Raw genomic sequence first — 25,034 nt, forward strand, 5'->3', positions numbered from 1 at the left:
TAATCAATTACAGAAAATTCCTGATTCTATAAGTCAAACGAGTATTCATAATGCGGCTTTGACATAAAAATCACGTGCCATGCTGGATGATGCGCATGTTTTCAAATTATTCAGGAATATTCAGTGACTATCAAAAACAGGCTTCAACTCGGTTTTGGCATCGTCTTGGGATTAATGGTGTTGATTGCCATTATTGGTGTAAATGAGGTCAGCAAAATTGATCGGACCATGAGTAAAATCAATGAAGTCGATAGCGTCAAACAACGCGCAGCGATTAACTTTCGTGGCAGCGTACATGATCGTGCGATTTCCATACGGGATGTGGTACTCAGTGAAAACAGCGTTGAGCGACAGCAGCATTTGCAAGATATTGAACGTCTGGAACAATTTTATGCAGAGTCAGCCATCAACCTTGAAGCCATGACCAGTAATCCACAGCAATTTACCACCCAGGAAAAAACGCTGTTAGACAATATAAAAACTATTGAACAACAAACGCTGACCCACACCGCTGAGACCATCAGACTGATTAATCAGGGCAGAAATGCTGATGCCCGAGATTATCTGCTGCAAAACACTTCTCCGGCTTACACTCAGTGGTTAGCTGCCGTAAATCAGTTTATCGATTATCAGGAAGTAACCATCAGCGATCAGGTTGACTATATTCGGCAGCAAACGGGTGGTTTTATGGCGTTGATGATTACCGTCACTTTGATTGCCATCATCATTGCCATTTTTGTCAGCTATCGCCTGATTGGTCGTCTCTATTCAACCATAGGTGGTGAGCCAGATTCGGCAGCTCAGTTAATCAGAGTATTTGCCTCAGGTGACCTGACTCAACAGGCTCAAACACGTTTTCCCAGAAGTATTGTCGGCGCATTGAGCACCATGTCCAGCGAACTATCGCAGATTATGAAAGCCATCAGTTCTTCGGCAGGCCAGGTATCGGATGCGGCCAAGGTGATGAATACCACCTCAGCAGAGAATCAAAGTTTAGTTATCGATCAAAAACAACAAACGTTGGATGGTGCCAATGCCATCAGTGAAATTTCGACTTCTGTACAGGAAATTGCCCGTCTGACCAGTGAGGCCGCGATGCAGGCACAAACGGCTGATAAAGAAACCATTAATGGTAATCAGGAAGTGTCGAAAACACTTGCCAGCATCGCAGAGCTGGCCACCAAAGTGGAGGAAGCCGCCCGTGTCATTGATGAATTGTCTGAGGACAGCAAAAAGATTGGTACCGTAGTCCAGGTCATTGCTGACATTACCGAACAAACCAATCTACTGGCATTAAATGCGGCGATTGAAGCCGCCCGTGCCGGTGAGCATGGCCGGGGCTTTGCCGTCGTTGCCGACGAAGTGCGTGGCTTAGCCAGTCGAACTAAAGAGTCAACATTAAATATTAAAGACTTAATCGAAAAAACCCAAAGCCGTACTTTAATTGCCGTAAAAGTTATGGAAGAAGGCCGAAACAAAGCGCATCAATGTGTGACGCAAGCAGAGCATGCCGGGGAATCATTAGCCGTTATCAGTCGTTCAGTCACGGCCATCAATGATATGAATGCCCAGATTGCCAGTGTGGCCGAGCAACAATCGGCGGTGGCTGAAGAAATTAACAATAACTTCCGCAGGATTACAGATGTTTCTGACAAAGCCGAAGCCGGTTCACAGTCGATCTCATCACTCAGTACTGAACTGAATCAATTGGCAGAAATGCTGCAACAATCCATCAGTAAATTTAAAACGGCCAGTTAGCTCTGACCATACCAAAGCCGCTCAAGTTGAGCGGCTTTTTCGCTGGTTTTACCGCAATTGTATGGTCTTACCCTCTTTTACCGACTGCAAAGCCGCTACTATGGCTTGGCAGTTTGCCCGTGCATCCTTCAGGCTGAGTAACGGATCGGTGTTGTTCAGTACACAATTGGAAAAGTGCTCGATTTCATTCACAAACTGGTCAGATGCCGGCACTTCTACCGTTTCATGTTGCCCGGCTTCGGTCCACCAGGAAATAACGGCTTTTTCATCTGCCGATTGCCAGGTGGTATGACAGGTGACGCCGCCAAGTGTGCCAATGATTTCATAAACACTGCGACGGGCGTGTTCAAAACTCATTTCAAACTGGGCAAAGCGACCATCACCATAATCAAAAATGCCGGTTAAACTAAGGTCCGCGCCATGTTCATTCAGTTTAGCCACCGCGGTAACTGCTTTGGGTTCATCTTCAAACCATAATCTGGCGGTATGAACAGCATAGGGGCCGATATCCCACATCGCCCCACCACCGTTTTCAATCGGCCGGTTTACCCGATATAAACGTGCCGGTTTCATTGGAAACGCAAAACGGGTACTGACAGTTCTGACTTCGCCGATCACACCGGACTCAATGATTTCCCGAACTGCATCATGCTGTGGATGAAAGCGATACATAAAGCCTTCCATGACTTTAACGCCCTTCTCTTTTGCCGCTTGCGTGATGGCATCAATATCTTCAACCGTTAACGCCATCGGTTTTTCAATTAATAGATGTTTACCATTGGCTATCGCTTTTAAGGCCCATTCAGCATGTTCTTCATTGGCCATTGGCAAATGGATAACATCAATATCGGGATGGGTTAATAAGCTTTCTGGATCATCCAGCGCCTGAATAGCACTATTCTGTGGTGCCAGTTTTGCCAAAACCTCTGCCGCAGCACCTGTACGACGACTGGCAACAGCAATTAACTGCGCGTTATTGGCTTCAATAATGGCGGGAATTAATTTTTCGGTGACTCGTGCTGCGCCGAGGATACCCCAGTTAAGAATCGTTTTTTCTGCTGCCATTTTTTTCTCCACTAAATCTCAATGTGTTGCTCATCATAACGATTAAAGTGAACAGCACCAAACTTGAAAGTCCCTGCATTAATCAGTGTTTTTATCTGCTGACAGATAGCTTATGCTTATCAGTCAGTTTGTTAAATTCATCTAAGAGGACCGTGTTATGACGATTGAAGTTGGACAACAGATACCAGACGGCAAACTCACCGAATGTGTGGAGTTTGATCCTCAGAATGGCTGCCCGATGAATCCTTCACCGATGGATGTGCGTGAAATGGCGAAAGGCAAAACCATTGTACTGTTTACTGTACCGGGTGCATTTACTCCGCTCTGTTCTTCTCAACATTTACCTGGTTTTGTCGAACATGCTGATGCACTGAAAGCCGCCGGCGCAGATGAGATCTGGTGTTTGGCAGTCAATGATGCATTTGTTATGGCGGCATGGGGGCGTGAACAAAAAGCCAATGGTAAAGTACGCATGATGGCAGATGGCAGTGCTGAATACACCAAGGCATTAGGTCTGGATCGTGATTTAACCGGTGGTGGAATGGGGGTTCGTGCATTCCGGGCTGCGATGATCATTACCGACGGCGAAGTGAAATATATTGGTGTTGAGGGTTCCGGTGAGTTTGGTAAATCCAAAGCCGAAACCATTCTCGAAGAATTAAAAAAATAATCGTACGCGAGTTTATTATCTTTATGGATGGGGCAGGTTTCTCACTGCCCCTTTTTAATTCAGGCCTGCAATAGCTTGACCCCGTCAGCTGACCCGACCAGTACTGCTTTGGCAATATCAGCAAAAATACCATGCTCAACTACACCGGGCATAACCGTTAATAAGGCATTTATCTGCGCCGTTTCCAATCCGGAAAACTGCATATCCAGAATCAGATTTCCCGCCGCACTGTAAGCCACGTTATCACCTGCTGCGTTCAGTCTTAAACTGCCTTTCGCCTGCAATTTCGCCAGGCGATTCAGCACCAGCGAGGCGGCATTGGGCATCACTTCAATCGGAATAGGATTTTTATCGCCAATCTGCTTGACCATCTTGCTGTCATCTACCAGGACATAAAAAGCGGTGGCATGACTGGCTAATAGCTTTTCACAAACCAGATCCTGACCACGTCCCTTTAATAAAACCATGTCTATAGTCACTTCATCCGCCCCATCCACATACATATCCAGATGGGTTAAATACTCAATAGATAACACGTTCAGACCAGCTTGTTGTGCTTTAACCCGGCTGATAACCGAACTGGCAACCACCTGGATATCCAGTTGCTGCTCTTGTTGCCGACGAGCCAGTTCATCAATAAAAAGGTTCGCGGTTGACCCTGTACCTAACCCCACAATCATGCCGTTATCGACAATTTCAGCAGCTTTAATCGCCACCTGTTGCTTGGGATTCGGCGGATTTGCCTCAGTAGTATTGGTCATTGACAAACTCCTTGAATGTTTTGGCAAAATAGTCGTTTCAGCTTAGCATGGTTAAACTGTCTGCTCACCTTTCATGGAGAAAAACATGGCCCAACTCAATGAAATCATCCAGCAAATTGAAAGTGTCACCGGACTCAGCTGCCAACCAAATCAACTCTCCACGGTCGGTGGTGGCTGCATCAATACTGCCTATCAACTGAAAACGCCGAACAAACAATTTTTTATCAAGGTTAATCGTCCAGATCTACTGGAGATGTTTGAGGCAGAGGCTCAGGGATTGCAGGAAATGGCGGCTCTTAATGCCGTGCGCGTACCGGAGGTAGTCTGTTTTGGCACAGCAGATGGCCACAGTTATCTGGTATTGGAATATATAACATTAGGCAGTATGCGCGGTGGAGCCAATGGCAGACTCGGTGAGCAACTGGCAATGTTACACCAGCACCCACAACCGTATTTTGGCTGGCATATGGATAACACCATTGGCAGTACACCACAGTTGAATGATCGTTCTGACAATTGGGTAGAATTCTGGCAGCAGCAACGGTTAGGTAAACAACTGGAATTTGCTGCTCGCAATGGTTTTAGAGGCAGTCTGCAAAAAAACGGCGAACGGCTCATTGACGAATTACCGGCCTTCTTTACCGATTATCAGCCCCAAGCCTCGTTATTACATGGTGACCTGTGGGGAGGCAATGCTGCCGGGGATGAGCATGGTAATCCGGTGATATTTGATCCCGCCTGTTATTACGGCGATGCCGAAACCGATTTGGCGATGACAGAACTGTTCGGCGGCTTTGGCGGTGATTTCCATGCAGCCTACCGTCATGTTCGTCCGGTCGATCCGGGCTACAGTACACGCAAAACTCTTTACAACCTATATCATATTATCAATCATCTTAATCTGTTTGGCGGCGGCTATCTCGGTCAGGCCGATGCCATGATTTCACAACTATTGGCCGAGCTACGGAGCTAGCTAAGAATGAGTCAAATCAAAGTGTTATTTGTCTGCATGGGCAATATATGTCGTTCCCCTACCGCTGAGGGTGTTTTTATCAGTCTATTAAAAGAAAGAGGCACCAGTGAAAAGTTTCTGGTGGACTCGGCCGGAACGCATGCCTACCATGTCGGTGAACCGCCTGATGCACGTGCTCAGCATACCGCGAAACAGCGTGGTATCGATTTATCCTTTATCAGAGCCCGTAAGTTTCGCCATGAAGACTTTGGGCATTTTGATCATATTCTGGCAATGGATCAGGACAATCTGGATATTCTGCAGCAAGCCTGCCCTGTCGAATATCAACACAAAGTTAAGTTGTTTCTTGATTATGCCGATGGCCGTGACGAAACGGATGTACCGGATCCCTACTACGGTGGGGAAAATGGCTTTAATCATGTATTTGATTTAGTCACTGATGCTGCTGAAGGTTTCTATAAAACTGTTCTGGGACCTAAATAGGTCTATTTTTCTGTCACAACGGAAGCAGGCAGGTAATATCGACAAGAACCTAAAATAACGGTTGTCATTCCTGAGATGAGGGGTATCATCTAGGCTTTTTTGATCCCCATCTCAGGAAGCAACTATGCCCATATCAGGCCTATCCAAGTCTTTTTCTGGCTGGTCACTATTTGTCTTGATCGCATTTTTCTCTCCGGAAATCTGGGCAGCAGAGAATGTGGCATTACTTGATCTCACTCGCCACTGGGTAGGTTTTGCAGCTTTAGCCATATTCTTCCTTGCTTATGCATTAGTCATTGCCGAAGAGCAAATACACATGCGCAAGTCCAAGCCGGTCATTGTGGCAGCCGGTCTGATTTGGGGCCTCATTGCGTTTATGTACGCCCAGCAAACTGATCCGGTATTTCACGAAACTGCCGGCATTATGATTCGTCACAACCTGCTGGAATATGCTGAGTTATTTTTATTCCTGCTGGCTGCCATGACCTACATTAACACCATGGGCGAACGTGGCATCTTTGATGCCATTCGGGCCTGGTTGGTCAATAAAGGCTTTACGTTAAGAACCATTTTCTGGCTGACCGGTTTAATGGCGTTTTTCATCTCGCCAGTCGCAGACAACCTCACTACAGCGTTATTGATGGCCACTGTGGTAATGGCTGTCGCCGGTAATAATCATAAATTTATTGCTGTCGCCTGTATCAATATTGTTGTCGCAGCCAATGCTGGTGGGGCTTTCAGTCCGTTTGGTGATATCACAACTTTGATGGTCTGGCAGAAAGGTGTACTGGCATTTCATGAGTTTTTCGCGTTGTTTGTTCCTTCACTGGTCAACTGGTTAATACCGGCCGTTTTATTATCACTGGCAATCAAAAATGTCGCTTCAATTCCAATGCACGAATATGCCCCGCTTAAATCCGGAGCTCGGGTTGTCGTCGGTTTATTTATTCTGACAATTGCGATGGCAGCCAGCAGTCATCACTTTCTGCACTTACCACCTGTGTTAGGCATGATGACGGGCCTTGGTTTACTTAAACTTCACGGATATGTTTTGAAAATGCGTGACAAACGCCTGCTCGATAAACGCGAGAATGATGGACAGACTGCATTTAATATCCAGGATGAAACCCAGCAGAAAGTGCCGTTCAACATTTTCGACCAATTGCAACGCGCGGAATGGGACACCCTAATGTTTTTCTACGGCATTATTTTGTGTGTGGGGGGATTAGGCACCATTGGTTATTTGAGCGTGGGATCTGAGTTTTTATACGGTCAGTTAGGCGCGACCACTGCCAATATCCTGGTTGGCCTGATTTCCGCAGTTATCGATAACATTCCTGTCATGTTTGCTGTGTTATCAATGATGCCTGACATGAGTCATGGACAATGGCTACTGGCGACCTTAACGGCAGGCGTGGGTGGTTCATTACTCTCTATCGGCTCAGCTGCCGGTGTCGCTGTAATGGGGCAAGCCCGTGGTATTTATACCTTTGTTGCTCATTTGAAATGGATTTGGGCCATTGCACTTGGCTACATCGCCAGTATCTGGGTACATCTCTGGCTGAATGCTGATTTATTTTCCATTGCATTGCCGTAGGGTCTGTTTATTTTTTGGGTCATCATTACCACAGAAGATGACAGATCAACAGGCCCAAACAACTTGAAATAGCGAAAACGGCCCCGAAGTATTACAATTGCCGATTATTTTTTTGAACACAAACCAGGGTGATAATGCGTTACAACACAGATGATTTACGCATCGTTGGTATTCAGGAAGTTTTGCCTCCAGCGCAATTGCATGAACAATTACCCATCTCGGATGCGGCATCTGAAACTGTGTTTAATGCACGTACAGCCTGTCAGGACATCTTGCATCAGCGTGATGATCGGCTGATAGTCATTATCGGACCCTGCTCCATCCATGACCCAAATGCAGCACGTGACTATGCCAGTCGTTTACAACCGTTAATCAGAGAGCTGGCTGATGATCTGCATATCATTATGCGCGTCTATTTTGAAAAACCGCGTTCGGTCGTCGGCTGGAAGGGTTTGATTAATGACCCCTACCTGGACGGTAGTTTCAAAATCAATGACGGGCTGCATATTGCCAGAAAATTGTTGCTGGATCTCGCTGAAATGGGGGTTCCGGCAGCAACTGAATATCTGGACCTGATCAGTCCGCAATACATCGCCGATTTAATCTCCTGGGGCGCAATCGGTGCACGCACCACAGAAAGTCAGGCGCATCGTGAACTGGCGTCCGGTTTGTCCTGCCCGGTCGGTTTCAAAAACGCAACTGATGGTGGTTTGCAGATTGCCGTCGATGCCTGCCTGTCTGCTTCTAAACCGCATCATTTCATGTCACTGACCAAAAATGGGCATTCTGCAATTTTTTCCACCACCGGTAATCCGGATTGTCATGTGATTCTGCGTGGAGGCAAAAAGCCTAATTACGATAAAACCAGTATTGATGAAGCGGCTGAAGTCATTGGTCGTAGCGGCCAATCCGTTCGTATTATGGTGGATTGCAGTCATGCCAACAGTGGCAAGGATCACTTGCAACAGGAAGTGGTTGGCCGTCTGTTGGCTGAGCAAATTGCTGCAGGTGACAAACGCATTATCGGTTTGATGCTGGAAAGTAATCTGGTTGCTGGCAGACAGAATGTCGAAGCCGATAAAGAACTGGTTTACGGTCAAAGTATCACTGACGCATGCATGGCCTGGGAAAACAGCGAACCGTTATTACGTGACTTGGCTGCAGCCGTCAGACAGCGCCGCGAGACTTCGTCCACCGTCTGATAAAGCGTTATGGAATTTCCGACCATTCCCATAGTCAGATTGCCAACTCGTTGCAATGATACGAGACCCAGTTAAACGAAATGAACATCCAGTAGCGGTGGTGATATAAACTCAACAGGCCCTAAGACCTTCACCACCAAGCCTTAACCTCTATCGCAACGCTACATAAAAAGCGTTATTAAGCTATAATATTCGGTTCATAATTTGTATTTGGATCAGTTTTAAGCGCTAATTTAACTGAATTCCTGAGAAAATCAGTAGGTTATTACATGGCTGACTATGCCCTAATTTTGATAAGCACCATTCTGGTGAACAACATTGTGCTGGTGAAATTCCTCGGCCTGTGTCCATTCATGGGTGTTTCTCGCAAGCTGGAAACAGCCATGGGCATGGCGCTGGCAACTACCTTTGTATTGACCTTATCTTCTATCAGCAGCTATCTGATCAACGAATACCTGCTGTCTCCACTGGGCCTGGAATTCCTGCGCACCATCAGCTTTATTTTTGTCATTGCCGTGGTCGTACAATTCACCGAAATGGTGGTGCATAAGACCAGTCCTTTGCTTTATCAGGTGCTTGGCATTTTTCTGCCATTAATCACCACCAACTGTGCTGTACTGGGTGTTGCCTTATTGAACGTGCAGGAAAAACACGGCTTTCTTGAATCAGCTTTATACGGTTTTGGTGCTGCTGTTGGCTTCTCGATGGTGTTAATCATTTTTGCCGGAATGCGTGAGCGCCTGGCGGCGGCTGATGTGCCAGTTCCCTTTCAGGGCGCTGCGATTGGCTTGATAACTGCCGGACTGATGTCGATGGCCTTTATGGGCTTTGCCGGGTTGGTTAAGGTCTAAGTTATGTTAACAGCCATTATCGCCATCACGCTGCTCGCGTTGATTCTCGGACTTGTGCTCGGATTTGCTTCCATCCGTTTCAAAGTCGAGGGTGATCCGATTGTCGATCAAATCGATAAAATACTGCCGCAGACACAATGCGGCCAATGCAGTTTTGCCGGTTGCCGACCTTATGCAGAAGCCATTGCGGCCGGAGAAGTCGATATTAACCGTTGCCCCCCCGGCGGCGAAACCACTATTCAGGCTTTGGCCGATTTACTTGATGTAGAACCCAAACCGCTGGATGAAGAATGCGGCGTTGAAAAACCTAAAATGCTGGCCGTCATTGATGAAGACCGTTGCATTGGTTGCACGTTGTGTATTCAAGCCTGTCCGGTAGATGCCATTCTCGGCGCCGCCAAACATATGCATACCGTCATTGCTGATGAATGTACTGGCTGTGAATTATGCGTTGAACCTTGTCCGGTAGATTGTATTGATATGGTCGAAACACAGCCGAATCCGCATACGTGGCGCTGGCCGGATCCGTCACATGTTGATTTGCAACGGAGAACCGGATCATGAGTGCGCCGTTAAGTGATTTCCCCGGCGGCCTCAAACTGCCAGGGCATAAAAAACGTTCCACTCAGGGACCGATTCGAAAAACACCGCTCAGCAAACAATTGGTGTTGCCTTTACAGCAACATATCGGTGCTGCAGCAGTACCGATTGTTGATGTTGGTGAAAAAGTACTTAAGGGACAACGTATTGCACGTGCCGAAGGTCATGTATCGGTATGCCTGCACGCCCCAAGTTCCGGAGTGATAACCGCTATCGGTGATCATGCAATACCTCATCCATCCGGTCTTTCAGCCCCCTGCATTACCATCGAAACCGATGGTGAAGATCAATGGGCTGAGCGCCAGCAGATAGCGGATTTCCGTCAGCATTCAGCCCATGAATTACGCCAAATCATTCGTGACGCCGGCATTGTCGGTTTAGGTGGCGCAGGTTTTCCCAGCTTTATCAAACTCAATCCGGGTGTTCATCACACTGTTGAAACCCTGTTAATTAACGGTGCTGAGTGCGAACCCTATATCACCTGTGATGACATGCTGATGCGCGAACGCGCAGAAGGCATTCTTGATGGTGTTGAGATCATGTTATTTGCTTTGCGGGCCGCGCGTTGCATTCTGGCAATTGAAGATAACAAACCTGAAGCCATTGCGGCGATGCGCTTCGCGCTCTCTGCCAGAACTCATCTGACACAGACCGAGATTGTGGTGGTACCGACACGTTATCCAACCGGTGGTGAAAAACAGTTAATCCAGGTTGTCACCGGCAAACAGGTACCCACTAATAAATTACCGATTGACATCGGCATTGTCTGTCACAACCCGGGCACCGCCTATGCCGTGGGCCGGGCCATTTTGCATGGTGAGCCATTAATATCAAGGGTGGTCACGGTTACGGGTACCGATGTGACGCATGCCGGTAACTTTGAAACCTTGTTTGGCACGCCGATCAAAGACTTACTGGAGTTTTGTGAGACAAGGCGTCAACCTGATGAACCCTTTATTCAGGGTGGTCCGATGATGGGGTACAGCCTGGCCGGTGACGATTTACCAATCACCAAAACCGCCAACTGTATTCTGGTAGGAGTAGACGATGTCGCGCCACCGGCACAGCCATTACCGTGTATTCGTTGTGGTGATTGTGCCGATGTCTGTCCTGCCAGTTTATTGCCTCAACAGCTTTACTGGTATTCACGTGCCAAGGATTTTGACCAAACCCGTGATTACAACTTATTTGATTGTATCGAATGTGGTTGCTGCGATTATGTTTGCCCCAGCAAAATTCCGCTGGTTTCCTATTTTCGTTTTGCCAAAACAGAAATCATGAATCAGGAACGTGAGCGGCATAAATCCGATCTTGCGCGTGAACGCCATGAAAGCCGTCTGGCGCGCCTCGAGCGTGAGCAGCAGGAAAAAGAAGAACGTCAGCGCCAGCGTAAGGCAGCATTGGCAGCCTCCAAAGCGGCAAAAGCCAAGGAAGAAGAATCCACCAAAACATCAGAATCTGCAGATTCGGTCACTGAGGAAAAAGCCTGATGCCTATTTTTCGGCTGAGCCCACCGTTTCTTGCTGGCGCAAACCGCGTCACATTGCAAATGCTGCAAGTGATTATTGCATTAATCCCGGCAGTCATCGCCATGACTTACTTTTTTGGTCCGGGAGTTTTGATTAATGTAGCGCTGGCCGTGTTAGTGGCATTAATCACTGAAGCAGTGATGCTGAAACTGCGTGACCGTCCATTAAAGCCTTTTCTGAGTGATGGCAGTGCTGCCGTTACAGCCGTATTGCTGGCTTTAGCAATCCCCCCTCTCTCTCCCTGGTGGATGACCGTTATCGGGGTGACCTTTGCCATCGTGTTTGCCAAGCATTTGTATGGTGGTCTGGGCTATAACCCGTTCAATCCCGCCATGGTCGGTTATGTTTTGCTATTGATTTCTTTTCCTCTGGAAATGACGACCTGGTTGCCTGTGCAATCAATGGCGGAGCAGCCGATGGGTTGGATGAGCGCACTGCAATTGATTTTCACCGGTCAGTTTAATGGTCTGGGTATTGATGCCTATTCCGGTGCAACTCCGCTTGATGTCATGAAAACGCAAATTGTACTGCAGCAACATCCAGAGTTTATCAGTAGCCAGCCACTGTTCGGCATGGCCGGTGGCCTGGGCTGGGAGTGGATCAATATCTGGTTTGCCCTGGGTGGTATCTGGCTGATTTATCGTAAAATTATCAGCTGGCATGTGCCGGTCGCGATGCTTCTGGCGTTGCTGATAATCAGCAGTATCACCACCCTGATTGATCCGACTGTTTCCGGTTCACCACTGTTTCATTTGTTAAGTGGCGGCACCATGCTGGGGGCATTCTTCATTGCCACTGATCCGGTCTCAGGTTCCACTACATTAAAAGGCCGTATCGTGTTTGGTGCCGGAGTCGGAATTCTGACCTATGTGATTCGTATCTGGGGTGGCTATCCGGATGGCGTGGCATTTGCCGTTATTCTGATGAATATGTTGGTGCCATTGATTGATTATTACACGCAACCACGGATCTATGGTGGTGCAGCACGATGAAAGCATTATGGAATCAACCAGCTTTTCGGGTTGGCCTGATGCTGGCGCTGTTTGCGATTGTAGCGACCACTTTGGTGGCCTTTACTGAAGAAAGTACTCGCGCTCAGATTAAAGAAAATGAACGTCTGGCGTTACTGGAAGCCATAAATACTCTGGTGCCCAAACAGGCTTATGACAATGCTATTCTGAATGACACAATTGTACTGCCACCTACCCCGCAATTAGGGACTGAAGAACCCACAACGGTGTTCCGTGCAAGAAAAAATAATGAACCGGTGGCGGCCGTATTAACCAGTGTGGCACCAGATGGTTACAGTGGCAGTATCAAAATTCTGATAGCTGTTTATGCCGATGGCAGTCTGTCAGGTGTGCGGGTTATCAGCCATAAAGAAACACCGGGGCTTGGTGATAAGATTGATGCTCAGCGCGATGACTGGATCCTGCAATTTGCTGGTCTGTCGCTATCATCACCGGACAAATCACGCTGGAAAGTTAAAAAAGATGGCGGTGATTTTGATCAATTTACCGGGGCAACGATTACTGCACGAGCAGTGGTCAATGCCATCAAACGCACATTGGAATTTTTTGAAGCCAATCAGGATAAGCTGTTTATCCCTGCAGAGGAAAACACATGACAATCTACAATCAGATTATTAAAGAAGGTCTGTGGAAAAATAATCCCGCGTTAGTGCAATTGTTAGGTTTGTGTCCTTTACTGGCGGTCACTAATACCCTGATTAATGGGCTTGGGCTGGGGCTGGCGACTATTCTGACTCTGGTTGCGTCAAACGGCATTATTTCCATGTTGCGCCATCAGATTCCTGATGAAGCGCGGTTACCGGTATTTGTATTGATCATTGCTTCGATTGTGACCGCTATCGAATTATCAATGAATGCCTGGTTTCATGAACTGTATCTGATCCTTGGCATCTTCATTCCGTTAATCGTCACCAACTGTTCAATCATTGCCCGTGCTGAAGCCTTTGCAGCGCGAAATCCGGTCACCCCTTCGTTATTGGATGGTCTGATGATGGGTATTGGTTTTACCGCCGTGCTGGTCCTGCTGGGCGGAATGCGTGAATTAATTGGTCAGGGCACCTTGCTGAGCCAGGCACATCTGATGTTCGGTGAAGCTGCGCGTGGTCTGGAAATCACTGTAATTGATGATTACCGTGGTTTTCTTATCGCCATTTTGCCACCGGGTGCCTTTATCGGTCTGGGACTCATCGTGGCACTGAAAAATGTCATCGATGCCCGTGTTGCCAATCGTGCAGTGAAAGTGGAAGTTGAAGCGCTGACACCGCAAACCACGACAGGTTAACGATGAATCAAACGCAGCGGCAACAGTTTTTCAGCAGACTGCGCGCTCACAATCCGGCGCCAACAACCGAGTTGAATTACAACTCACCGTTTGAATTACTGATCGCCGTGATTCTCTCCGCTCAGGCAACTGATGTCGGTGTTAACAAAGCCACCGACAAGCTGTATCCGGTGGCGAATACACCACAGGCGATTCTCGATTTAGGTATTGCTGGACTGAAAAGCTATATCAAAACCATCGGCCTGTTTAACAGCAAAGCCGAAAACGTTATCAAAACCTGCCAGCAGCTAATCGACAAACATAATGGTCAAGTTCCAGATAATCGGGAAGCGCTGGAAGCCCTGCCTGGTGTCGGTCGTAAAACCGCCAATGTTATTCTCAATACCGTTTTCAAGCACCCCGTTATGGCGGTGGATACGCATATTTTCCGCCTGGCGAATCGCACCGGTCTGGCTAAAGGTAAAAATGTCCGTGAAGTCGAAGATCGCTTGATGAAAGTGATCCCCAACGAATTCAAACTGGATGCACATCACTGGCTGATCCTGCATGGCCGTTACGTTTGTACCGCCAGAAAACCGCATTGCGATCAATGTATTGTGACCGACCTGTGCGATGAATTTCGTCGCATGCAAGCCACCTCCAGGAAAACCGCCTGATGGCAGTTTTCAGTCAGGATCGTGATGCACTGCGCCAGCAATATCATGATGTCTGGCAAAAAATGCAATCCGGTCAAATACTCAGTGCTTTGGAACAAATGATTGCAGATGTCATTGTTTTGCATCCTGAATACCACCAGTTACTCTCCTCCCCGATTCAATCAGGCCAGGAGTATTTTGTGGAAAACGGTGAGACCAATCCCTATCTGCATATGGGCCTGCATATCGCGGTGCATGAACAGATTTCCACCGATCGCCCGGCTGGTATTGTGATCGCTCATCAAAAATTAATGGCTAAAACGGCTGACCCACACGCTGCAGAGCATTTAATGATTGATTGTCTGGCAGAGCAACTTTGGCTGGCTCAGCAGCAACAACAACCACCCTCAGAAACCGCCTATCTCAGAGCCCTTAAACATTTAGCGGAGAAGTAAACATGCAGGCATTACAGTTTCAGCATGCTCAGCCTATGTCTCAACTGATCCATCAACCGACGCCGAAACCAACCGGTCATGATGTATTAGTTGCCGTGGAAGCCGTCGCCGTAAATCCGGTCGATCTGAAAGTTAAATCAACCATTGATGCTGAATCGACTGGCAAGATTCTTGGTTGGGATGCCGCAGGCACCATCGTAGAAGTAGGCGAAAAATGTCATGATTTTCAGGCCGGAGATAAAGTTTTCTACGCCGGAGATGTTGGCCGTGATGGCTGTTTTGCCTCTCACCAACTGGTGGATTCACGCATTATTGCCAAAGCGCCGCAATCACTTGAGATACATCAATCAGCCGCCTTACCGTTAACCAGTCTGACCGCATGGGAAAGTCTGTTTGATCGACTCAGAATTAATGTGGAGAAGGATCTGGGTAAAACCCTGTTAATTATCGGTGCTGCAGGTGGTGTGGGGTCAATGGCAATTCAGCTGGCTAAACAGCTCACCCATCTCAGGGTCATAGCGACCGCTTCGCGCCCGGAAACCACAGAATGGTGTGAAATACTGGGGGCTGATGCCGTGGTCAGCCATCAAGGCTCCTTAACCCACAATTATCAGCAAGCAAACCTGCCAGCGCCGGATTATATTCTGTGTCTGAATGACAGTGATTATTACTATCCGCAAATGGTTGAACTGATTGCGCCACAAGGCCTGATAGCCCTGGTGGTCAGCTTTCAGCAACCTGTGGATTTGAATCTGCTGAAAACCAAAAGTGCCGGGCTGGTCTGGGAATTCATGTTCACCCGTCCCCATTTAAAAACGACAGATATCAGCCAACAAGGACTGATTCTTAAACGTATTGCTGAAATGGCTGATTTAAACCAGTTATATCCAGTATCGCTACAACATTTTGACAATCTGACACCTCAAACACTTGAACAGGCTCATGATTTAGTCAGCCATGGAAAAACAATCGGAAAAATCACGCTCGGGCCGCTGTCTGATGCGTAGCGCGGCTGAGCATATGCCCGTATAATTAGTACCACTATTATGGAGTCAGAGGTAAACCATGCAATCATCTAATTCACCTAAGTACCTGATCGGCAGTTTAATTGTTGTCGCAGTACTGTTCGTCATCGCTAACCTGATTTTGTCCAATATGCTGGCTATTGCTGATGGAGTCGTCGAGCCTGAACCCATGGATGCTGAAGCGATTGCTGAAAGATTAAAGCCAGTAGCACGGGAAAACATTGGTGAAGAACAGATTGCAGAGGCTCCTGTTGCTGATGAAACTGAAGATACTGCAGGCAGCGCTGATGAAAATAGCGTTGGCAAGCAAGTAACAACACAGGTTTGTGCTGTTTGTCATGGCACTGGCATGATGAACTCACCGAAAATCGGCAATGCTGCCGACTGGGCTCCACGCATCGAAAAAGGCATGGATACCCTTTACGAACATGCAATTAACGGCTTTAACATGATGCCTGCTCGGGGTGGTAATCCAAAATTGAGCGATGATGAAGTCAAAGCGGCTGTCGATTATATGATTTCATCTGCCGACTGAATTAATCATTTCATAGCCAACAAGTTAAGCCGGTCATTTCCGGCTTAACTTGTTGAGATACATAGCAAAAGAATTTTTGTAGTCATTAAGCCTTATGCTGAACCGATTATCGTCTAGCATTGACAGGGATCACACCAGCCGCCATGAGCTTACTCAGTTTTAATCTTCCAATAGTTGCCTTATTGCCTTTTGCTGCAGCGCCTTTTGCCGCTTGGGCCACGCGGTACAACCGATTAGCCTCTGCCTGGATTGCTGGGTTAACAACCTTGCTGACGCTGGCCATCTTGTTTCCCTCCATGCAGTTTATCTTTGCTGGCGAAACCCTCATTCAACAATGGTCCTGGCTGCCTTCAATTGGGTTTAATCTCGCTTTTCGTCTGGATGGTCTGGCTCTGCTGTTTGCCTTACTGATCCTGCTGATTGGTCTGCTGATCATCTTTTATGCCCGATATTACCTGTCGGCAAAAGATTCCATGGGGCGTTTTTACGCCTATATGTTGATGTTCATGGGCTCTATGCTGGGCATTGTATTATCCGAAAATCTGTTACAACTGGTGGTGTTCTGGGAACTCACCTCAATCACCTCGTTTCTGCTGATCAGCTACTGGCAGCATCGTCAGGATGCACGCCAGGGTGCCCGCATGGCACTTGCCGTAACAGGTGCTGGTGGTCTGGCATTGCTAGGTGGTGTGTTATTACTCGGGCACATTGTTGGCAGTTATCAATTAAGCGATGTACTGGCTTCCGGGGAGTTAATCAAAGGGCATGATTTATATCTGCCAACTTTAGTGTTGATTCTGCTTGGTGTATTCACCAAATCGGCCCAGTTTCCGTTTCATTTCTGGTTGCCCCATGCCATGGCAGCTCCAACTCCGGTTTCGGCCTATCTGCATTCCGCCACTATGGTGAAAGCCGGTATTTTTTTACTGGCACGATTTTTCCCGGCGCTCTCCGGTACACCAGAATGGATGTGGATGGTAGGCACAGCAGGGATGATCACGCTGCTCCTCGGTGCCTACGTCGCTTTATTCAAACATGATTTAAAGGGTCTGCTGGCTTATTCGACCTTGAGTCATCTTGGCCTCATTACCCTTTTGTTCGGCTTCAGCAGTGAGCTGGCACTGGTTGCCGCGATTTTCCATATCATCAATCATGCTACTTTCAAAGGTTCACTGTTTATGGTTGCCGGCATTATTGATCATGAATCCGGCACCCGTGATATGCGTAAACTCAATGGTCTGTTCAAAATGATGCCGCATACTGCGATGCTGGCGATGATTGCTGCTGCTGCGATGGCCGGTGTACCGCTGTTAAATGGATTCCTCAGCAAAGAGATGTTTTTTGAACAGGCCATCAGTGCATCGGGAACCACATTAGCCGCCTGGACCATTCCGGTATTAGTGACCTTGGCCGCCATTTTCTCAGTCGCTTATTCACTACGGTTTATTCATGATGTTTTCTTCAACGGCGAACCGATTGATTTGCCAAAAACACCCCATGAGCCCCCCAGGTTTATGAAAATTCCGGTCGATATTCTGGTGGTGTTATGTTTACTGGTCGGCGTTGCGCCCATGTTTTTGATCAGCCCAATACTGACCGTTGCCGTAGCTTCAAGTCTGCAAACGGCAGCGCCTGAATTCAGTCTGGCTATCTGGCATGGATTCAACCTGCCGTTAATGATGAGTTTCATTGCTTTGGTATTAGGTGTGGCCGTTTACAGCATGCGCCATCGCTTATTTGCCTGGCACGACAGATGTCTGCATGGCCTCGACGGTAAAGCGGTTTTTGACTGGGTACTGTGGAAAATCATTCGTCTATCGAAAAAAATTACTGATGCATTTGATCAAACCACCTTACAACCCGCCGTGACCTGGGTTATTGGTGGCGCATTGATGCTGAGTATCATCACCTTCTTCCAGTTCAACTCACCTTTACTTGGCGATCGGGTTTTGATGGAAGCCGATGTCATTACCTTTTTAATGTCGGCAGTACTGATTATTGCCAGTATCCTGACAGTAATGCTTCACCATAAACGGCTGGTTTCGCTGATTGCTATCGGGGTTGTCGGTCTGGTGGTGGCTTTAGGCTTTGTGAAGTTTTCAGCACCGGATTTGGCGCTGACCCAGTTATCCGTTGAAGTGGTCACCATTGTCCTGTTGTTATTAGCCTTATTCTTTTTGCCACAACACACGCCACAGGAGCGTAGCTATATTCGTTTCACGCGGGATGGCGTGATTTCTGTAGCGGCTGCAGTGTCGGTATTCTTTTTGACTATGGCCGTACTAAGTCGTGATTATTCACCGATATCCGGCTTCTTTATTGATAACGCCAAACCCGGTGGTGGCGGCACAAATGTGGTCAATGTGATTCTGGTCGATTTCCGTGGCTTTGATACTTTAGGAGAAATCGTCGTGCTGGCATTGGCAGGTATATGTGTCTTTGCCATGCTGGAAGGCCTGAAGCTTGCGGCTCCAGCAAAAGATGTTGATGGTCTGGTCTGGAGTCATGATCCGCATCCACCGATTATGCAGACCCTTACCCGCTTACTGTTTCCACTGATGCTGATGGTGGCAGTGTTTATCTTCCTGCGCGGTCACAACCTTCCGGGCGGTGGATTTATTGCCGGCCTGATCGCTTCGGTTGCTCTTATCTCGCAATATCTTGCCAACGGTATCGACTGGACCAATGAACGCCTGCGGATAGATATGCATCGGGTGATCTGGATTGGCTTGCTGGTTGCCACACTGACCGGTGTTGTCTCTATGTTGATCGGTTATCCGTTCCTGACAACCGCCTTTACTTATTTAACCTGGCCGGTTGTCGGTAAATTTGAAGTGGCCAGCGCCATTGCCTTTGATTTAGGTGTATTCCTGGTCGTCGTGGGGGCCACGGTAATGATTCTGGTCGAACTGGGCAAACTCAGTCACGCTTCGCATCACGTCAAACATGAGGAAGTTAACTAATGGAATGGCTAATTGCCAGCGTCATAGCCGTGATGACCGGTTGCGGCGTGTATCTTACGCTAAGAGCCAGAACCTTCCCGGTAGTACTGGGATTAACCATGCTCGCTTACGCAGTAAATGTTTTTTTATTTACCATGGGGCGTTTGCAAATCGGCTTTCCGGCCGTGATCGATCCGGCCGCCGCTGGATACACCGATCCTTTACCACAAGCCCTGGTATTAACCGCTATCGTGATTGCCTTCGGTATGACCGCATTTCTTATCGTATTGGCATTAAAAGCCCGTAGCGAATTAGGCAATGATCATGTCGACGGGCTGCACCGATCCGACGATGAACTTAAAGCCACCAAGCACAACTCAGCAAAATCTGATTCTGAACGGAGTACATCATGAGTCCGTTTACTATTCTGCCGGTGTTATTACCATTGATTGGTGGCATCTTGCTGTTGATGGCACGTCCAGCCGGTATTCAGACACAACGCATTTTAAGCCTGATATTAATCAGCTTGCTGGTTGGCGTCAGTCTGGTCAGCTTTAAACTGGCAAGCACTGATGTCATGCAAGTGGTTTTACTCGGTAACTGGCAGGCGCCGTTTGGTATCGTCATTGTGCTGGATCGATTATCGGCAATGATGCTGCTACTGACCTCCCTACTGGCTTTAGCCGCATTATGGTATGCCATACGCACCGATACCGATAAGCAGGGACAGCATTTCCATGTTTTGTTCCAGTTACAGCTGTTCGGTCTGAACGGTGCGTTTATGACCGGCGACGTATTTAATCTGTTTGTCTTCTTCGAAGTATTACTGCTCGCCTCTTACGGTTTATTACTTCACGGCGGTGGACGTCTGCGTACCCGCGCCGGTCTGCATTATGTGGTCATCAATCTGGTGGGATCGACGCTGTTCCTGTTCGCTGTCGGTACGCTTTACGGCATTCTAGGCACGCTGAATATTGCCGATATGGCCATTGCGGTGCAAAACGTCTCTGCAGAAGATCAGGGCATTGTCGCCACAGCGGCCGTTTTACTTCTGGTCGTCTTCGGTATTAAAGCAGCGATGTTTCCACTTTATCTGTGGTTGCCCGGTGCCTATGCCTACACCTCAGCCCCGGTGGCTGCTTTGTTTGCCATCATGACCAAAGTCGGTTTGTATTCGATTATCCGTGTTCACGGGACTGTGTTTGGTGAAGCCGCTGGCGATTTAGCGTTTGTGCATATTCAATGGGTATTGTTACTGGGTTTAATCACCCTGACATTAGCCGCATTAGGTGTACTGGCAGCCAGAGCATTACGCCGTCAGGTCGCCTATTTGATATTAGCGTCGGTGGCGACGTTGATGATTGCTATCGGCATTAATAGCGAAGCCGCATTAACCGCAACATTCTATTATCTTATTCACTCGACTCTGCTCGGTGCAGCTATGTTTTTAATCGCCGACGTGATTCTGAGAGGACGCGGTATCTATGCCGATTCGTTTACCAAAGCCATTCCGGTTGATCGTCCAGTGTTAGTTGGTTCGGTGTTTATGCTGCTGGGGATTGCCTTAACCGGTATGCCACCGCTCTCAGGCTTTTTCGGTAAAGTGATGATTCTGAATTCCGCTCTGGCTCACCCCTGGTTTGCCGCTATTTTAAGTGTGGTATTGATTGGCGGATTAATCATGATCATCGCGGTATGTCGTTCAGGTTCTTTACTGTTTTACAGTGTGCAGAAGGATAAATCGCAACAGACTTCACCTTTGAATAAATCAGCGTTTATTGCTGTGGTGATGCTGATGCTGGTCAGCCCGTTAATGGTGATATTCGCTAAGCCATTGAACAATATGAGTGCTCAAATCGCTGCACAGTTGTACGATCAACAGGCTTATATTAATGCAGTATTAGACACGCTTTCTCATGGAGAAACCGGCAAATGATGTTTCGGCGCGTATTTCCCCATCCTTTACTCACCCTGATTTTATGGGCTATCTGGTTATTACTGAATAACAGCATGGATCCGGGTCATATTGTGCTGGGTGCTGCTCTGGCGATTTTTATACCCTGGTTGACGTCAAGTTACTGGCCGGAACAAATCATCATCCGTCATCCATGGATGTTGGTGCTTTATATTCTGAAAGTCCTGTATGAAATTCTGGTCGCTAACGCGGTGGTCGCTAAATTGATTCTCGGTCCGCAAAAAAGGCTTAACCCCGGCTTCCTGCACTATGAACTGCAATTAACCAGTCCGGTGGGCATCAGCCTGTTAGCCAATACTATTTCATTAACACCGGGCACAGTCAGTTGTGATCTCAGTAAAGATCGTCGGTATTTACTGATTCATGCTTTGCATATTGATGATGTAGCCGAGATCAAAGCTGAAATTCATCGAAAATTTGAGAAGCCATTGCTGGAGATATTTGTCGCATGCTGAATCTGGCCTTATCAATCGCATTTGTTATGGTCGCGATTGCGATCCTGCTGAGTTTTATCCGGCTGATTATCGGTCCCAGTGTGCCGGACAGAATCCTGGCGTTGGATACTTTGTATATCAATACCATTGCCCTGCTGATTCTGCTGGGAATTAACCTGCAGAGTGCCCTGTATTTTGAAGCAGCATTATTGATCGCTGTCATGGGTTTTATGGGAACGCTGGCGCTGAGCAAATATTTGCTGCGCGGCGACATAATGGAATAGAGACGATTATGCTTGAGTGGATATTAGCGATTTTGATTATAGTCGGGGCGTTTTTTACGCTGGTCGGTTCGATTGGTTTATTCAAACTACCTGATTTTTATATGCGCTTACATGGCCCGACCAAAGCCAGTACCCTGGGCGTTGGAGCGATTCTGATTGCCTCAGCGATTCATTTCAGTCTGAAAACAGATGGAGTCAGTCTGCATGAAATTCTGGTGACTTTATTCCTGTTTATCACTGCCCCGGTAAGTGCCCATCTGATGGCTAAAGCGGCCATTCATATTAAAGTCAAACAGGTGGAACGTACCCGCCAGCTTGAAGATTAACGTGTCGGAAATACGCAAGCCCCAAATCTGGGTCGATGCCGATGCCTGTCCGGTAGTGATTAAAGAAATTCTCTACCGCGCTGCCACCCGCACAGAGACTCACACCACTTTTATTGCCAATCACAGTTTACGTTTACCGCCCTCACCGTTTCTCAAATTCCAGCAAGTGCAATCCGGTTATGATGTAGCCGATAATGAAATTGTCGAACGTCTGATGAAAGGTGATTTGGTCATCACCGCAGATATTCCCCTCGCCGCCGAGGCGATTGAAAAAGGGGCCTTAGCCCTCAACCCCAGAGGCGAACTCTACACCACCGATACCATCAGTGCCCGCCTCACCATGCGTAACTTTATGGAAACCATGCGCAGCAGCGGCGAACAAATGGGTGGCCCGCCAGCCTTTAATCAACGCGACCGGCAGGCCTTTGGCAATCAGCTGGATAAGTGGTTACAGAAAGCCAGGCGTTGAGCTGAACCTGTTATGCAGTCTTGTCTATTGGGTTTATAATCCAAATTAAATCCGGTTTACCCATAGTCTTAATCACAGAGGCGCTAAAGGTAAAACACCATGAATAAATCCAAACGTTCTCAGACAAAGAATCTTAACGTCCCCATTGCCAGTACTGACGACAGCCAGATAATCCCTGAAAACTCAGTTGATGTCAGCAACAAATCAAGTGATGAAAATAATGACCCGTTTAAAGAACGTCGTGATTTGATTCTGACACATAAAGAAGCACAGGCTGCCAGCCCTGATGACATGGCTGCTTGCGGTGAAGAAGATATCGGTGCCGGGCTCGAGTTTCTAGTGACTAAAGACGATCACCATAAGTAACTGCCGCCCGGTTCAACCCATCCCTATTTTATCCCTCTTACTTTTTGCTCCCTATCCTTCCACAACGCATAAGCCACGATAACCCAACTCTTGAATCAGCTTACCGCAAAAGCTCGCTTGCGAGGTTTGACTTAAAGCAATAGAATGCTATTGATTCTCATTACCAAATAACATTCAGGAGCCTTTTGTGAGCAGTGCCCACTCTGTCAGCCACTTTAACGTGCAGGTGCTGTACAGCGAACATCATAACTGGCTGAAATCCTGGCTATATCAACGATTAGGTAACAGTGCAGAAGCCGCCGATCTGACCCAGGATACATTTCTTCGTCTGCTCGGTTTGCCTGCGTCACGTCACTTTTCCAGCAATGAACATGCTCGCAATTTTTTATGTGCTACCGCGAAAAATCTCTGTATTGATCTCTGGCGTCGAAAGGAAATTGAAAAAGCCTGGCACGATACGCTCTCAAGTTATCCCGAAGAAACAGCCCCATCAGCAGAACGCCAGGCGGCAGTGCTGGAAGCTCTGGAAGAAATTAACCTGATGTTAAGTGAGTTACCGACCAAAGCAGCCAAAGCCTTTCTGTTAGCCGTGGTCTGCCAGATGACGGATGCTGAAACAGCGATTCAATTGGGTGTTTCAGATCGCATGGTGCGTAAATACGTGGCAAAGGCCATGTTGGCCTGTCTGACATTACAGGCATCCCAAACCACCCGTGAGCTCATTTCCGAGCCACGTTTATATGGCTGAGCCCTCTCACAAAACACTTGAAGAGGCTGCTGAATGGTATGCCATACTTCGTGATGGCCAAGCCAGTGATGAACATAAGTCCAGTTGGCGTAAATGGCTTGATGCCAAGCCTGAGAATAAAAAGGCCTGGGGGTTCGTGGAAAAAATCAGCCACAATTTCGAAGCGTTGCAACAAACCCCGGATCCGCATGCCACCGCAGACAATCTATACAGTGCCAACCAACGACTACGCCAACGGCGGCGTCTTCTGAGTGGCATGATGAGTATTGCTGTCATTGGTTTTCTCGGCCAACTCAGCTGGAATAAAAAATGGCTCCCCAACAGCGTCATGGCTCTGGCGACTGATTATCACACAGGTGTCGGCCAACAGCGAAATATCACCCTGGCAGATGGCAGCCAAATCTGGCTGAACACGGCTACCGCGATCAATGTGGACTTCTCTGAACAGCAAAGACGTATTCAGTTACTTCATGGCGAGATCTATATTGAAACAGCAAAAGACCTCAACCGTTCCTTCATCGTGGACACAACGCATGGCCGGTTAACCGCTCTTGGCACACAATTTAATGTATTGAACCATCAGAAAGATATCGAACTCGCTGTCTATCAAGGTGCGGTATCCGTTCAGACTCATAATGATCAGCAAGCAAAACTTCAGCAGGGTGAAACAACCCGTTTCAGTACCCACCAGATTCAGCCAAAACAACCTGTCATCACAGCCCGACAAGCCTGGCGACAAGGTCTTTTAGTGGCTGAAGATATGACGCTGAAAGAGCTGATTGCCGAACTCAATCGTTATCAACACCGCTATATCAATATCTCTGATGAGATTGCTCAGCTGAAAGTCTATGGCAGTTTCCCGCTCAGTGATACGGATCGCGTACTGGTTATGCTGACCAGAGTTTTACCCATCCAGGTGCGTCAGGTTTTTCCAGGGTGGATTAAACTGGAACCAAGCCGAAGTTAAATTATAAATAAAATCAACATCTTGCAATTATTTCAATTATTTTTCAAATAATGGTTCCGGATTTGGACACC

At 47.6% G+C, this 25,034-nt stretch carries 28 protein-coding genes; 26 read left to right on the plus strand and 2 right to left on the minus strand.

All coding sequences use genetic code 11. The annotated features are described in order from the left end of the window. The first annotated feature begins 123 nt into the window (after window positions 1-123). Window positions 124-1,758 (plus strand): methyl-accepting chemotaxis protein, encoded by a 1,635-nt coding sequence (locus tag B2W60_RS03670; protein ID WP_292362564.1) that lies wholly within the window; start codon window positions 124-126, stop codon window positions 1,756-1,758. Window positions 1,759-1,806: 48 nt separating this feature from the next. On the opposite strand, the gene B2W60_RS03675 is transcribed toward B2W60_RS03670, so the two are convergent. After that, window positions 1,807-2,823, minus strand: coding sequence for a Gfo/Idh/MocA family protein (locus B2W60_RS03675; protein ID WP_292362563.1), 1,017 nt, complete (start codon window positions 2,821-2,823; stop codon window positions 1,807-1,809). Window positions 2,824-2,980: 157 nt separating this feature from the next. Between B2W60_RS03675 and B2W60_RS03680 the strand changes: the two genes are divergently transcribed. Continuing rightward, window positions 2,981-3,493 (plus strand): peroxiredoxin, encoded by a 513-nt coding sequence (locus B2W60_RS03680; RefSeq protein WP_292362562.1) that lies wholly within the window; start codon window positions 2,981-2,983, stop codon window positions 3,491-3,493. Between the two features lie 59 nt (window positions 3,494-3,552). Here B2W60_RS03680 and rpiA read toward each other — a convergent pair whose 3' ends face one another. Next, window positions 3,553-4,254 carry a ribose-5-phosphate isomerase RpiA gene (rpiA, locus tag B2W60_RS03685; RefSeq protein WP_292362561.1) on the minus strand — a complete coding sequence of 234 codons (702 nt, stop codon included), beginning with the start codon at window positions 4,252-4,254 and terminating at the stop codon, window positions 3,553-3,555. 85 nt (window positions 4,255-4,339) lie between these two features. On the opposite strand from rpiA, the gene B2W60_RS03690 reads away from it, so the two are divergent. The 24 genes from B2W60_RS03690 to B2W60_RS03805 all read left to right on the plus strand — a co-directional run bounded on the left by B2W60_RS03690 (window position 4,340) and on the right by B2W60_RS03805 (window position 24,963). Beyond that, window positions 4,340-5,227: a fructosamine kinase family protein gene (locus B2W60_RS03690; protein WP_292362560.1), complete on the plus strand. Its 888-nt coding sequence runs from the start codon at window positions 4,340-4,342 to the stop codon at window positions 5,225-5,227. A gap of 6 nt (window positions 5,228-5,233) precedes the next feature. Continuing rightward, window positions 5,234-5,710 carry a low molecular weight protein-tyrosine-phosphatase gene (locus B2W60_RS03695; RefSeq protein ID WP_292362559.1) on the plus strand — a complete coding sequence of 159 codons (477 nt, stop codon included), beginning with the start codon at window positions 5,234-5,236 and terminating at the stop codon, window positions 5,708-5,710. Between the two features lie 124 nt (window positions 5,711-5,834). Further along, the gene (gene nhaD / locus B2W60_RS03700; RefSeq protein WP_292362558.1) at window positions 5,835-7,307 is read left to right on the plus strand and encodes a sodium:proton antiporter NhaD; all 1,473 of its coding nucleotides are present in this window, start codon (window positions 5,835-5,837) and stop codon (window positions 7,305-7,307) included. A gap of 134 nt (window positions 7,308-7,441) precedes the next feature. Continuing rightward, a complete protein-coding gene (locus B2W60_RS03705) occupies window positions 7,442-8,509 on the plus strand; it encodes a 3-deoxy-7-phosphoheptulonate synthase (protein WP_292362557.1) in 1,068 nt (355 codons plus the stop codon). A gap of 269 nt (window positions 8,510-8,778) precedes the next feature. After that, the gene (rsxA, locus tag B2W60_RS03710) at window positions 8,779-9,360 is read left to right on the plus strand and encodes an electron transport complex subunit RsxA (protein WP_292362556.1); all 582 of its coding nucleotides are present in this window, start codon (window positions 8,779-8,781) and stop codon (window positions 9,358-9,360) included. 3 nt (window positions 9,361-9,363) lie between these two features. Then, a complete protein-coding gene (gene rsxB, locus B2W60_RS03715; RefSeq protein WP_292362555.1) occupies window positions 9,364-9,924 on the plus strand; it encodes an electron transport complex subunit RsxB in 561 nt (186 codons plus the stop codon). Beyond that, entirely contained in the window at window positions 9,921-11,450 is a 1,530-nt protein-coding gene (gene rsxC / locus B2W60_RS03720) for an electron transport complex subunit RsxC (RefSeq protein WP_292362554.1), read from the plus strand. Before rsxB ends, rsxC begins: the two co-directional genes overlap by 4 nt. After that, window positions 11,450-12,481: an electron transport complex subunit RsxD gene (gene rsxD / locus B2W60_RS03725; protein WP_292362553.1), complete on the plus strand. Its 1,032-nt coding sequence runs from the start codon at window positions 11,450-11,452 to the stop codon at window positions 12,479-12,481. The genes rsxC and rsxD overlap by 1 nt, the downstream gene beginning before the upstream one ends. Then, entirely contained in the window at window positions 12,478-13,116 is a 639-nt protein-coding gene (gene rsxG, locus B2W60_RS03730; protein ID WP_292362552.1) for an electron transport complex subunit RsxG, read from the plus strand. Before rsxD ends, rsxG begins: the two co-directional genes overlap by 4 nt. Then, window positions 13,113-13,802 (plus strand): electron transport complex subunit E, encoded by a 690-nt coding sequence (locus B2W60_RS03735; RefSeq protein ID WP_292362551.1) that lies wholly within the window; start codon window positions 13,113-13,115, stop codon window positions 13,800-13,802. Before rsxG ends, B2W60_RS03735 begins: the two co-directional genes overlap by 4 nt. 2 nt (window positions 13,803-13,804) lie before the next feature. After that, the gene (gene nth, locus B2W60_RS03740; RefSeq protein ID WP_292362550.1) at window positions 13,805-14,458 is read left to right on the plus strand and encodes an endonuclease III; all 654 of its coding nucleotides are present in this window, start codon (window positions 13,805-13,807) and stop codon (window positions 14,456-14,458) included. Beyond that, window positions 14,458-14,892, plus strand: a complete 435-nt coding sequence (locus tag B2W60_RS03745) for a DUF1841 family protein (protein WP_292362549.1) — start codon at window positions 14,458-14,460, stop codon at window positions 14,890-14,892. The genes nth and B2W60_RS03745 overlap by 1 nt, the downstream gene beginning before the upstream one ends. A gap of 2 nt (window positions 14,893-14,894) precedes the next feature. After that, window positions 14,895-15,899, plus strand: coding sequence for a zinc-binding alcohol dehydrogenase family protein (locus B2W60_RS03750; RefSeq protein ID WP_292362548.1), 1,005 nt, complete (start codon window positions 14,895-14,897; stop codon window positions 15,897-15,899). A 58-nt stretch (window positions 15,900-15,957) separates the two neighbouring features. Next, window positions 15,958-16,452: a c-type cytochrome gene (locus B2W60_RS03755; protein ID WP_292362547.1), complete on the plus strand. Its 495-nt coding sequence runs from the start codon at window positions 15,958-15,960 to the stop codon at window positions 16,450-16,452. Window positions 16,453-16,595: 143 nt separating this feature from the next. Next, entirely contained in the window at window positions 16,596-19,415 is a 2,820-nt protein-coding gene (locus tag B2W60_RS03760; RefSeq protein ID WP_292362546.1) for a monovalent cation/H+ antiporter subunit A, read from the plus strand. Continuing rightward, window positions 19,415-19,807 carry a Na+/H+ antiporter subunit C gene (locus B2W60_RS03765; protein WP_292362545.1) on the plus strand — a complete coding sequence of 131 codons (393 nt, stop codon included), beginning with the start codon at window positions 19,415-19,417 and terminating at the stop codon, window positions 19,805-19,807. Before B2W60_RS03760 ends, B2W60_RS03765 begins: the two co-directional genes overlap by 1 nt. Then, a complete protein-coding gene (locus tag B2W60_RS03770) occupies window positions 19,804-21,330 on the plus strand; it encodes a monovalent cation/H+ antiporter subunit D (RefSeq protein WP_292362544.1) in 1,527 nt (508 codons plus the stop codon). Before B2W60_RS03765 ends, B2W60_RS03770 begins: the two co-directional genes overlap by 4 nt. After that, window positions 21,327-21,824 carry a Na+/H+ antiporter subunit E gene (locus B2W60_RS03775; RefSeq protein ID WP_292362543.1) on the plus strand — a complete coding sequence of 166 codons (498 nt, stop codon included), beginning with the start codon at window positions 21,327-21,329 and terminating at the stop codon, window positions 21,822-21,824. The genes B2W60_RS03770 and B2W60_RS03775 overlap by 4 nt, the downstream gene beginning before the upstream one ends. Continuing rightward, a complete protein-coding gene (locus B2W60_RS03780) occupies window positions 21,818-22,087 on the plus strand; it encodes a K+/H+ antiporter subunit F (protein ID WP_069295891.1) in 270 nt (89 codons plus the stop codon). The genes B2W60_RS03775 and B2W60_RS03780 overlap by 7 nt, the downstream gene beginning before the upstream one ends. Window positions 22,088-22,095: 8 nt before the next feature. Then, window positions 22,096-22,413 carry a Na+/H+ antiporter subunit G gene (locus B2W60_RS03785; protein WP_292362542.1) on the plus strand — a complete coding sequence of 106 codons (318 nt, stop codon included), beginning with the start codon at window positions 22,096-22,098 and terminating at the stop codon, window positions 22,411-22,413. A gap of 10 nt (window positions 22,414-22,423) precedes the next feature. Beyond that, window positions 22,424-22,882: a YaiI/YqxD family protein gene (locus B2W60_RS03790; RefSeq protein ID WP_414673269.1), complete on the plus strand. Its 459-nt coding sequence runs from the start codon at window positions 22,424-22,426 to the stop codon at window positions 22,880-22,882. Window positions 22,883-22,981: 99 nt separating this feature from the next. Next, entirely contained in the window at window positions 22,982-23,248 is a 267-nt protein-coding gene (locus tag B2W60_RS03795) for a hypothetical protein (RefSeq protein WP_292362541.1), read from the plus strand. A 187-nt stretch (window positions 23,249-23,435) separates the two neighbouring features. Then, the gene (locus B2W60_RS03800; RefSeq protein WP_292362540.1) at window positions 23,436-23,996 is read left to right on the plus strand and encodes a sigma-70 family RNA polymerase sigma factor; all 561 of its coding nucleotides are present in this window, start codon (window positions 23,436-23,438) and stop codon (window positions 23,994-23,996) included. Continuing rightward, a complete protein-coding gene (locus tag B2W60_RS03805) occupies window positions 23,989-24,963 on the plus strand; it encodes a FecR family protein (protein WP_292362539.1) in 975 nt (324 codons plus the stop codon). Before B2W60_RS03800 ends, B2W60_RS03805 begins: the two co-directional genes overlap by 8 nt. The last annotated feature ends 71 nt before the right edge of the window (window positions 24,964-25,034 follow it).

The organism is Methylophaga sp. UBA2496 (assembly GCF_002341635.1).
Classification (GTDB): Bacteria; Pseudomonadota; Gammaproteobacteria; order Nitrosococcales; family Methylophagaceae; genus Methylophaga.

What these genes read in the sequence shown, in the direction of transcription:
- rsxD (WP_292362553.1), top strand. Translation starts at nt 11,450, where the DNA reads ATGCCTATTTTTCGGCTGAGCCCACCGTTTCTTGCTGGCGCAAACCGC.
- B2W60_RS03750 (WP_292362548.1), top strand. Translation starts at nt 14,895, where the DNA reads ATGCAGGCATTACAGTTTCAGCATGCTCAGCCTATGTCTCAACTGATC.
- rsxG (WP_292362552.1), top strand. Translation starts at nt 12,478, where the DNA reads ATGAAAGCATTATGGAATCAACCAGCTTTTCGGGTTGGCCTGATGCTG.
- B2W60_RS03765 (WP_292362545.1), top strand. Translation starts at nt 19,415, where the DNA reads ATGGAATGGCTAATTGCCAGCGTCATAGCCGTGATGACCGGTTGCGGC.
- B2W60_RS03680 (WP_292362562.1), top strand. Translation starts at nt 2,981, where the DNA reads ATGACGATTGAAGTTGGACAACAGATACCAGACGGCAAACTCACCGAA.
- nhaD (WP_292362558.1), top strand. Translation starts at nt 5,835, where the DNA reads ATGCCCATATCAGGCCTATCCAAGTCTTTTTCTGGCTGGTCACTATTT.
- B2W60_RS03690 (WP_292362560.1), top strand. Translation starts at nt 4,340, where the DNA reads ATGGCCCAACTCAATGAAATCATCCAGCAAATTGAAAGTGTCACCGGA.
- rsxC (WP_292362554.1), top strand. Translation starts at nt 9,921, where the DNA reads ATGAGTGCGCCGTTAAGTGATTTCCCCGGCGGCCTCAAACTGCCAGGG.
- B2W60_RS03785 (WP_292362542.1), top strand. Translation starts at nt 22,096, where the DNA reads ATGCTTGAGTGGATATTAGCGATTTTGATTATAGTCGGGGCGTTTTTT.
- B2W60_RS03795 (WP_292362541.1), top strand. Translation starts at nt 22,982, where the DNA reads ATGAATAAATCCAAACGTTCTCAGACAAAGAATCTTAACGTCCCCATT.
- rsxA (WP_292362556.1), top strand. Translation starts at nt 8,779, where the DNA reads ATGGCTGACTATGCCCTAATTTTGATAAGCACCATTCTGGTGAACAAC.
- B2W60_RS03805 (WP_292362539.1), top strand. Translation starts at nt 23,989, where the DNA reads ATGGCTGAGCCCTCTCACAAAACACTTGAAGAGGCTGCTGAATGGTAT.
- rpiA (WP_292362561.1), bottom strand. Translation starts at nt 4,254, where the DNA reads ATGACCAATACTACTGAGGCAAATCCGCCGAATCCCAAGCAACAGGTG.
- B2W60_RS03695 (WP_292362559.1), top strand. Translation starts at nt 5,234, where the DNA reads ATGAGTCAAATCAAAGTGTTATTTGTCTGCATGGGCAATATATGTCGT.
- rsxB (WP_292362555.1), top strand. Translation starts at nt 9,364, where the DNA reads ATGTTAACAGCCATTATCGCCATCACGCTGCTCGCGTTGATTCTCGGA.
- B2W60_RS03735 (WP_292362551.1), top strand. Translation starts at nt 13,113, where the DNA reads ATGACAATCTACAATCAGATTATTAAAGAAGGTCTGTGGAAAAATAAT.
- B2W60_RS03675 (WP_292362563.1), bottom strand. Translation starts at nt 2,823, where the DNA reads ATGGCAGCAGAAAAAACGATTCTTAACTGGGGTATCCTCGGCGCAGCA.
- B2W60_RS03775 (WP_292362543.1), top strand. Translation starts at nt 21,327, where the DNA reads ATGATGTTTCGGCGCGTATTTCCCCATCCTTTACTCACCCTGATTTTA.
- B2W60_RS03755 (WP_292362547.1), top strand. Translation starts at nt 15,958, where the DNA reads ATGCAATCATCTAATTCACCTAAGTACCTGATCGGCAGTTTAATTGTT.
- B2W60_RS03780 (WP_069295891.1), top strand. Translation starts at nt 21,818, where the DNA reads ATGCTGAATCTGGCCTTATCAATCGCATTTGTTATGGTCGCGATTGCG.
- B2W60_RS03705 (WP_292362557.1), top strand. Translation starts at nt 7,442, where the DNA reads ATGCGTTACAACACAGATGATTTACGCATCGTTGGTATTCAGGAAGTT.
- nth (WP_292362550.1), top strand. Translation starts at nt 13,805, where the DNA reads ATGAATCAAACGCAGCGGCAACAGTTTTTCAGCAGACTGCGCGCTCAC.
- B2W60_RS03760 (WP_292362546.1), top strand. Translation starts at nt 16,596, where the DNA reads ATGAGCTTACTCAGTTTTAATCTTCCAATAGTTGCCTTATTGCCTTTT.
- B2W60_RS03770 (WP_292362544.1), top strand. Translation starts at nt 19,804, where the DNA reads ATGAGTCCGTTTACTATTCTGCCGGTGTTATTACCATTGATTGGTGGC.
- B2W60_RS03745 (WP_292362549.1), top strand. Translation starts at nt 14,458, where the DNA reads ATGGCAGTTTTCAGTCAGGATCGTGATGCACTGCGCCAGCAATATCAT.